Source organism: Paenibacillus sp. 01T442, assembly GCF_056398345.1.
This window is the reverse complement of sequence record NZ_JBFTPF010000122.1, coordinates 1-9,486: the sequence shown is the minus strand read 5'-3', so window position 1 is coordinate 9,486 and position 9,486 is coordinate 1. Positions and strand designations below refer to the sequence as shown.

Below are 9,486 nucleotides of genomic sequence, written 5' to 3'. Positions count from 1 at the left end.
CAGTAGCACAAAACATAAAAAAGATCGCCCGACAGCTTGCGAAGTGCGCAAACAAAAGGGGGATCTTTTTTATTGCATGTAAATATGCGTGGAAAGCAAATTGGAGGGTATTGAAAGTTTCATGAAAGCGCTTTACTCGACAGCCTGAAAAACTACAGCTATTTTCATGATTTTCGAGTGAAAATCAGAAATAGCTGGAAATTATGTAGTTAAGTGCACGCTTTTGGCCCATTTCGTTAGAAAAGGCTGGAATTAACTGGAGGTTTTACAGCTAATGTTCGTCAGAGCTGAATATGTGAGAAAATAGCTGGAGTTTTTCCAGCTATTTTTTTGCGTTGTGTTGCGGAGAGGCAGTGATTAGCTAGTTGGAGATAGGGAATGGCGTGGAGAGGTAATGAGGTGGGGTTGAAGTAGACAAGAAGGTAGGAATGGAGGTAATAAGGTGGTGGGTGAAGTAGACAAGAAGGTAGAGTTAGAGGTTGTAACATGAAGCAATGAAATGTGTGACAAGGTTAAGTGGGCTGTAGTGTGAAGTAGTGGAGTTGTTGTGAAGTAGTAGTGACCACTACAGAACTAGGAGGAACCTGAGGAAATCCTCAGGTTCTTCCTAGTTCTGTGCGAGCTAGTTTAGGTGCGTTGAGCGTGCAGTCCTTATAGCAATTGCGGCATCTTTAGTTTGCGCGGTACGCTTTTGAACGAGATGGTACACCACCCCAATCAGCAGCCACGTTATACCCATCCATATCGCGTCCTTATCCAGCAACGACAGTAGATAGCCGATGAATCCGGCGCCTAGCAAAGGAAGCACGAGATACAAGATCGTTTGCTTCGGCGAGCGTTGGTGTTCTTTCAAATACTTTTGTGCGATGACAGATACGTTTACGAAGAAGAAGGCGGAAAGTGCGCCGAAATTGACGAATTTCACGGCATTATCCAAGGAGATCACGAGCGCGAGCAGCGAGACGACGCTAACGATCACAATGTTGATAACCGGTGTGCCCAACTTCGGATGAAGGAACGCAAACACTCGCTTCGGCAGCACGTTATCTCGACCCAACACGAACAGGAGGCGTGAGACGCTAGTTACGGATGATAATCCTTGTGTGAAGATCGCAAGAATCAAGACGGTGAGGAACACGGAACTTAATGCGGCGCCGCCTACCATTTTCACAATTTCAAAGCCTGCAGAATCAATGTGAACAAAAGTTAAATGCGGATACACGAGCTGTGTTAGAAATGATGGCACTAAGTAAAGAACGCTAGCCGTAATGATGATGATCATGATCGCGCGTGGAATGGTTTTCTCGGAATTGACTGTTTCTTCGGCCATCGTTGTCACTGTATCAAAGCCTAAGAATGAGAAACATATAATAGAAGCGCCAGCGAGTATGGTGGAGAAAGGTACATCCGTTTGCAGAAAAGGCTGAAGCGGGTGAATCTCACCAACACCGGATAAGTTGCGGAATAGAAAGAAACAGAACACAGCGATAAAAATAATTTGAATCCAGACGAACAATTTGCTGATATTCGCAGAGAATTTGATGCCAATGATATTAATGAGACCGAGGACGATGTTAAGCCCGATGATCCACACATAAGCAGGAATGGACGGGAACTGAGCATGCAGGTAGATCCCGAAGGTTAGGCACGCAATGATGGGGGAGAAGAAATAGTCCAGGAGCAAGACCCAACCTACGAGGAAGCCTAGATAGGGATGGATGCTTTTTTTGGTGTACGTGTAGGCGGAACCGGAAGTCGGAAAAACCTTAGACATCACACCATAGCTGTACGCGGTGAAGAAAATAGCGATGAAAGCAAGTAAATACGCCTGCGTCAACATCCCATGTGCTTTCTCATAGGCGATCCCATAGATGGAGAAATAAATCATAGGGGTCATCCAAGCGAGCCCCATATAAACAACTTGATACAAGCTTAGGGATTTACGTAGTGTGCCTTCAGTGGTCATAGTGATAACACTCCCTCATCAGTGGTTAATGTGAACACAGACGAGGTTTGTATGCAAAAAAGCCAAGGCGATATCTAGGTTACAGATATCTCCCGGGCTTTTATCCCTCCGTGAACACAGTCCTTAGCTGTGCGTTTCCTCTTGGTCCAGACCGAGGTGGCAAGCCATCCCGCGGAACCCTAGAAAATTTGTATGTGATGTTTCATTACTTACATGTAAGGATGTTAACCATTTTATTAATGATGTTAGATATTCGTTGTTTATGTAAGTTAATATAACACATTATTAGGTTTATGAGAAGTATTTTATGCCAATTAACTAAAATGAATAGAAGTTATTGACACAAAACATCAACGATGTTATGTTTAGTAACACAAACGAATACGATTGTTTACTAGGGTTCCGCCGGTAACGTACCGGGCTGGTCCGAGAGTAAACCACTCTTGTGAAAGAGTGCCACGGAAGGATAAAAACCTGGGAGATATCACCAAGACAATGGGTCTTGTGATGTCTCCCTTTTTGTTTAAGCAAAAAGCGAAGGAGAGCGATAGCATGGGGAACATTTGGAGCAAGGACATAGGGCCAGGAGGCAAATGGTCAGGGGTAATTGGCAAAGGAAAGTTGATTCGTTTGACTGCGCTGGAAGCAGGTGCGAATGTGTCGATTCAGTTGTACCACGCGAAGGATCTGACGGAGCGTTACAATATGCCGGATACATTGAAGGCACAGCATACGGCTCATCTGACTCGCGGGAACGTACTAATGAGTGATAACGGTCGTGCGATGGTGAGTATCGTGGAAGACAGCTTAGGCTGGCATGATCCGCTTAGCGGATACACAAGCCGTGCAGCGACAGATGCCAAGTACGGAGCGACGAATTATCAGGAACTGCGCAATGATTGGCTGCGGAGCGGTCAAGAGAACTTTGTAGTTGAGCTGGTTCGTAATGGCCTGAGCATGCGGGATATGATGCCGGTGGTGAATTTCTTTTCCAAAGTCGTCGTGGATGACAATGGGGACATGCGACTCAGCCTAGACCACTGCCCAGCAGGGGCCACAGTTACGTTAAGAACAGAGCTGGACACATTAGTCGTTCTGTCCAATACGCCTAACCCACTTGATCCAAGAGAGAACTACCCTTCGGTGCCAGTCAAAATCGAAGTGCTAGCCGCCACGCCTGTTAATGAAGATGATTTTTGCTTGAATTATCGCCCTGAGAATCGCCGAGCTTTTGAAAATACATGGGAATATCACACGCTGTTAGGTTCTTAATTGAAACGACCACACAAAGGAGGCATGGGAGTATGGCTATATTTAATCGAGTAGAGAGCCCTCGTCAAGTGGAAGATGCGATATATAGTGAAGTGATTCAGGCAGGGGACGGCTGGATGCGTGTCTTGAAGCCCGGGCAAGTGATGCGGATCGTGGATCTCGAAGGGAATCAAGCAGCAGACACATTGTTCTATGATGCGGAGAATCCCGAGGATCACTACAGTGCGGTGGCGACGATCACAGGGCAAAGCAACATCTACTTGAGCACAGGTTCCATCCTGAGAGCCGAGTCAGGTAAGGAATTGCTGCGAATCGTAGCTGACACCTGTGGACGTCATGATACGGTTGGTGGTTCGTGCTCCGCACAAAGCAATACGGTGCGTTACTCACACGATAAGCTGTCGATGCACAATTGTCGTGATACGTTCATGCTTCAACTGGCTGGACAGGACGGTGTGTATACGAAGCGGGATTTGGCACCAAACATTAATTTCTTCATGAATGTACCCGTCACACCGGATGGCGGTTTGAAATTCGATGATGGCGTATCCGCGCCAGGTTGTTATGTCGAAATGCAGTCCATTGGCAGCACGATGGCACTGATTAGTAACTGTCCGCAGCTTAACAATCCATGCAATGCCTATAACCCTACACCGATACAGGTGCTCATCTGGGATAAATAACGAACATACACATGAAGGAGTGGTTACGATGTTTACAAAAGTGCTAATTGCGAACCGTGGAGCGATCGCAGTGCGTATCGAGCGTACATTGCGCAAACTGGGAGTACAATCCGTGGCTGTTTATACAGCTGCAGATCAAGATAGTTTACATGTGGATGGAGCTGATGAAGCGGTTCTGATAGGTGAGGGGTCAGCGAAATCGAGTTACTTGAATACCGAGCTGATTCTCCAAACGGCGCTCGAAACCGGTGCTCAAGCGATCCATCCTGGATATGGCTTCTTGAGTGAGAATGCGGATTTCGCCCGCGCTTGTCGCGAACATGGCATTGTATTCATCGGGCCGACTCCGGAGCAAATGGAGATGTTCGGACTAAAGCATTCCGCACGTGAAATTGCAGAACGTGCAGGTGTGCCGATGCTGCCGGGTACTCCGCTAATCACGGAGTTGGAAGAAGCTTTAACGGAAGCTGCGCGTATTGGCTACCCGGTTATTCTGAAAAGTACAGCGGGCGGCGGCGGTATCGGCATGCGTGTTTGTGCCGATGAAGCGACATTGCGCTCTGCCTACGATGGGGTACGCCATTTGGCTGAAACGAATTTCAAAAACGGGGGCATGTTCCTCGAGAAATATATTGCCCGTGCTCGTCACGTTGAAGTGCAAATTTTCGGCAATTCCTTGGGTGAAGTTGTAACGCTTGGTGAACGCGATTGCTCTATCCAACGCCGTAATCAAAAGGTCATTGAAGAAAGTCCTGCTCCGAACCTGTCGGATGAAGTGCGTGAGGCGATGTTTGCTTCAGCGAAGCGTTTGGCAGCAGAAGTAGGTTACCGCAGTGCAGGAACGGTTGAGTATCTCTATGATCCAGAAACGTGTGAATTTTACTTCTTGGAAGTTAACACTCGTCTTCAAGTAGAGCACGGTGTGACGGAGGAAGTGCTCGGAATTGACCTCGTGGAGTGGATGGTGCGTGAAGCGGCATTGGAGCTGGATGATCTGCAATCCTTGATCCGCAAGCCGCAAGGCCACAGCATCCAAGCGCGGATTTATGCAGAGGATTGCTTGCAACAGTTCCGTCCAAGCGCTGGTCAGTTGGATCGCGCTGTTTTCTCTAGCGAAGCTCGTAATGAGACGTGGGTTCGAGATGGTCTAACGGTAACGACACTCTATGATCCTATGCTGGCTAAAATCATTGTTCACGGCAAGGACCGCTTAGACGCGATCCATAAATTAGTAGAAGCGCTGTCTGAAACGCGCATGTATGGGTTAACAACGAATTTGCAATATGTGCGTGCGCTTCTGCAAGAAGAAGCTTGCCTCACAGGTAATGTTTACACGCAACTGCTAAATACCTTCGAGCCTACAGAGCGCGCACTTGAAGTCGTCGATGGCGGTATTCAAACCACCGTGCAGGACTTCCCAGGCCGTATTCGTCATTGGGATGTCGGTGTACCACCTTGTGGGCCGATGGATCCTTTGTCCTTCCGAATCGGGAACAAGTTACTTGGTAATGCAGATGATGCTCCCGGATTAGAAATGACCCTGCGTGGAGGCTCCTACAAGTTCCGCAGCGACATGTGGTTCTGTGTAACAGGTGCGGATATGCAAGCGGAGCTCGATGGAGAGACGGTTGCTACGTACCGTCCGGTGTTTGCATCGAAAGGGCAAGTGCTAAGCTTTGGCGAAGCCAAGGAAGGCATGCGCACTTATTTGCTCATCGGCGGCGGACTCGATATGCCGAAGCTTCTAGGCAGCTCATCCACGTTTACGTTGGGCGGCTTTGGTGGTCACGGCGGACGTGCGCTTCGCACGGGCGATGTGTTAGGTGTTAACGAAGGCGGAGAGAACCGTGTGCAAGACGTTTACGAATTAGCCCAAGATCATCGCCCTGGCATGACACGCGAGTGGACGATTGGGGTCGTGCCTGGACCGCATTGTACAGGTGAGTTTTTGCGCACGGAGTATCTGGATCAACTGACAGAAACGAGCTGGGAAGTGCATTTTAACTCATCGCGAACAGGTGTTCGTTTGAAAGGGCCTGCTCCGCTATGGACACGTGAAGATGGCGGGGAAGCTGGACTTCACCCTTCCAATATTCACGATAATGCCTATGCGATTGGAACACTCGACCTAACGGGCGATATGCCGATTCTGCTCGGGCCTGATGGACCGAGTCTTGGTGGATTCGTGTGTCCGGTAACGACCGCATCGGCGGAGTTCTGGAAGCTAGGTCAATTACACCCTGGTGACACGATCCGTTTCCACCTGCTGACGCTTCCTGAAGCTGAAGCACTGCGTGATCTGCAAGAGAGCAACCTGCGTGCGATTGGTGAGGGACATTTTGATCAATTAGTACACGTGCAATTGCCTGCTATAAATGAGGAGATTACGCCGGAGTATCCGCGACTTTTCCATGAAGTAGAGGACCGTCGTTTCCCGATCACCATTCGCTGCTGCGGGGACCAAAACTTACTTGTCGAATACGGTGAGCTAGAGTTGGATTTGCTGCTTCGCTTCCAAGTGCAAGCTTTAATGCAGGCGATTGTCGAAAGTGGCTCAATTCCTGTGCTGGATTTGACGCCTGGTATTCGCTCCTTGCAAATTCATATTGATCCATCGCAAATTACGGTGATAGAGGCGTGCGCAAAGGTTGTTGAGATCGATGCTGCACTCCCTCCACTAGAACAGTTCCGAGTGCCATCGCGTATTGTACGCTTGCCATTGTCATGGGATGATCCAGCAACGCAACTGGCGATCGAGCGTTATCAACAAGGCGTGCGGCCGGATGCACCTTGGTGCCCGAGCAATTTAGAATTCATTCAACGCATTAATGGATTAGACACCATAGATGAAGTGAAGAAAATTGTATATGAAGCGAACTACCTCGTACTGGGGTTAGGTGATGTGTATTTAGGGGCTCCTGTGGCAACACCGGTTGATCCTCGTCATCGTTTAGTCACAACGAAATRCAATCCAGCTCGTACATGGACACCAGAAAATGCCGTCGGTATCGGCGGAGCTTACATGTGTGTGTATGGGATGGAAGGTCCGGGCGGGTACCAATTCGTAGGACGCACCATTCAAATGTGGAATCGTCTGCGCTCAACGGAGAGCTTTCAGGCGGGTAAGCCTTGGTTGCTGAGATTTTTTGATCAAATCCAATTCTATGAAGTGAGTGCGGAAGAACTGCTGCAACTGCGGGAGGATTTCCCTCGCGGTCGTTATGAGGCGGACATTCAAGAGACGACGTTTGATTTAGGTGAATATCTACAATTCCTGAGTTCTATAGAAGAAACAACGAATACGTTCCGTACCCAGCAGCGTGATGCGTTCAAAGAGGAACGCGAGAGTTGGAAAGCGAAAGGGCTAGCTGAATATGTCTCCGAGCAGGAGACAGGCGATGTTGCGCCGGAAGATGAGTTACCTGCTGGAACGATTGCGGTGCGTGGTATTATGCCAGGCAGTGTTTGGAAAGTACTGGTATCCCCAGGTGAGCAAGTGAAGAAGGGCGACCAACTGGCGATTCTTGAAAGTATGAAAATGGAGTTCCCACAGCACGCACCTTGTGACGGTTATGTTTCGATGATTGGCGTTAAGCCGGGCGATCAGGTACATGCCGGACAATTAATTCTAGGTATCGCACAATCTGCATAAGGGAGAAGTGAAGAGGCTATGGGAGAACGGGTTATTAGTGATGAGTTGGAAAAAGAATTGAGCATATCTTATCTGCGTGAAAAATATGAAGCGGGCGCATTATCTCCACAGGAGGTTATGGCGACCATTGTGGAGCGTTCCATCGCGGATGCAAGTATGAATATTTGGATTACGCCGCCGACGATGGATGCGATACAGCCGTACTTAGATCGTTTGTCTACACTCTCCTTTGCGGACGCACCATTGTGGGGCATGCCCTTCGCGATTAAGGATAACATTGATCTAGCTGGCGTCCCGACGACGGCAGGCTGCGCGGAATATGCGTTTACGCCGGATGAGCATGCGGGAGTCGTAGAAAGATTGATTGCAGCAGGCGCCATTCCTGTAGGCAAAAGCAATCTAGATCAGTTCGCGACGGGCCTAGTCGGCGCTCGCAGTCCTTACGGGAACGCGCATAACGCGCTGCGTCCGGAACTAATCAGCGGCGGCTCGAGCTCTGGCTCAGCCGTTAGTGTAGCACGTGGCCAAGTGGTTTTCTCACTTGGCACAGATACAGCAGGCTCCGGCCGTGTGCCGGCAGCGCTGAATCGCCTAGTCGGCTATAAGCCGAGTCTCGGCGCATGGCCGACCCTTGGGGTCGTGCCAGCCTGTGCGAGCCTCGACTGCGTCACGGTCTTCGCGCATTCCCTCGCGGATGCGCTTGTCGTAGATAGCGTGGCACGCGGTATCCACGCGGAAGATCCTTGGTCCCGCAATGTTGTGCGGAAGCCAGTGGGACTGCCTGCTCGCGTGTTATTGCCAAGTGGCGAGCTAGGCTTCTACGGGCCTTACGCTGCGGAGTATCGCGCAGCGTGGCTATGCGCCGTTGAACAGGTGCGTGAGGTTGGTCGTCGTGAGGGTATTTTGATTGAAGAGATAGATGTTGAATTATTTGCGCGAGCTGCCGCGATATTATATGAAGGTCCATGGGTAGCTGAACGCTGGGCTGATATAGGACCATTTATTGAGGCGAATCCAGGTGTAGCATATCCGGTGACGGAAAAGATTTTGCGCTCGGGCGCAGCTGCCGAGTATGACGCGGCATCGGTATTTGTTGCGATGCATAAGCTACAGCAGTATAAATTGGAAGCTAGGAAGCTGTTGCAAGATGCGGTGCTTATAATGCCGACTTGCGGAGGCACATGGACGCGCGAGCAGGTCCTCGCGGACCCGATCAGCACGAATCGCGATATGGGGCGCTACACGAACCATTGCAACCTGCTGGATCTGTGCGCAGTAGCTGTGCCGGCGGGCGATGCGGCGCCGGAGACGCCGTTTGGGATTACCCTCTTCGCTGTAGCGGAAGAGGAGGGGTTAATCTGCGGCGCGGCGGAGTTGTTCTTTGCAAACGATGAGCAAGATGTGGTGGCGAGAGCGGAGGTTGCTGCGGGTGTGAGTGCGGAGGCGAGTTCGAGTGCAAGTGCAAGTGCGGTTAGCCCCGCTGCTGCGCAGACGACGCTCGTGGCGGTGTGCGGGCTGCACATGCGAGGCTACCCGCTGGAGAAACAGATGCAAGGCTGCGGAGCGCGGTTCATCCGGGAGGATGAATCCGCTGCGAAGTACAGCCTTGTGAAGCTGCCGACATCCCCAGCGAAGCCGGGGATGATCAAGCAACAGCAGGGTGGCGCAGCCATCCTGCTGGAGATTTGGGAGATGCCGCTGGAGGCATTCGGCGGCTTTGCGGCAGCGATCCCGGCTCCGCTCGGGATCGGCAAGGTTGAGCTCCGGGACGGCACGGAAGTCCCGGGCTTTGTTTGTGAAGCTTACGCGGCCGAAGGCGCGGAAGATGTTACAGCGTTGCGTAGTTGGCGCAACGTGGTGCCTTTGTAATTGACGGCGAAAAGGAACGAGCGGAGAGCTCGGGGGGGGGGGGG

General features: G+C 50.5%; 5 protein-coding genes and 2 riboswitches. Of the genes, 4 read left to right on the top strand and 1 reads right to left on the bottom strand.

What is annotated here, in order from left to right; all coding sequences use genetic code 11:
• Window positions 1-622: 622 nt before the first annotated feature.
• A complete protein-coding gene (locus tag AC1DLM_RS33470) occupies window positions 623-1,966 on the bottom strand; it encodes an APC family permease (RefSeq protein WP_477572398.1) in 1,344 nt (447 codons plus the stop codon).
• Window positions 1,967-2,053: 87 nt separating this feature from the next.
• Window positions 2,054-2,160: riboswitch (guanidine-I (ykkC/yxkD leader) on the bottom strand.
• Between the two features lie 189 nt (window positions 2,161-2,349).
• A riboswitch (guanidine-I (ykkC/yxkD leader) is annotated at window positions 2,350-2,449 on the top strand.
• Window positions 2,450-2,518: 69 nt separating this feature from the next.
• On the opposite strand from AC1DLM_RS33470, the gene AC1DLM_RS33465 reads away from it, so the two are divergent.
• From AC1DLM_RS33465 to atzF, 4 genes are read left to right on the top strand one after another with little or no spacing between them, the layout of a single operon-like run.
• Window positions 2,519-3,238, top strand: a complete 720-nt coding sequence (locus tag AC1DLM_RS33465) for an urea amidolyase associated protein UAAP1 (protein ID WP_477572397.1) — start codon at window positions 2,519-2,521, stop codon at window positions 3,236-3,238.
• A 32-nt stretch (window positions 3,239-3,270) separates the two neighbouring features.
• Window positions 3,271-3,921: an urea amidolyase associated protein UAAP2 gene (locus AC1DLM_RS33460; RefSeq protein ID WP_477572396.1), complete on the top strand. Its 651-nt coding sequence runs from the start codon at window positions 3,271-3,273 to the stop codon at window positions 3,919-3,921.
• Between the two features lie 28 nt (window positions 3,922-3,949).
• The gene (gene uca / locus AC1DLM_RS33455) at window positions 3,950-7,573 is read left to right on the top strand and encodes an urea carboxylase (RefSeq protein ID WP_477572395.1); all 3,624 of its coding nucleotides are present in this window, start codon (window positions 3,950-3,952) and stop codon (window positions 7,571-7,573) included.
• Between the two features lie 18 nt (window positions 7,574-7,591).
• On the top strand, window positions 7,592-9,442 hold the full coding sequence (atzF, locus tag AC1DLM_RS33450) for an allophanate hydrolase (RefSeq protein ID WP_477572394.1): 1,851 nt from the start codon (window positions 7,592-7,594) through the stop codon (window positions 9,440-9,442).
• The last annotated feature ends 44 nt before the right edge of the window (window positions 9,443-9,486 follow it).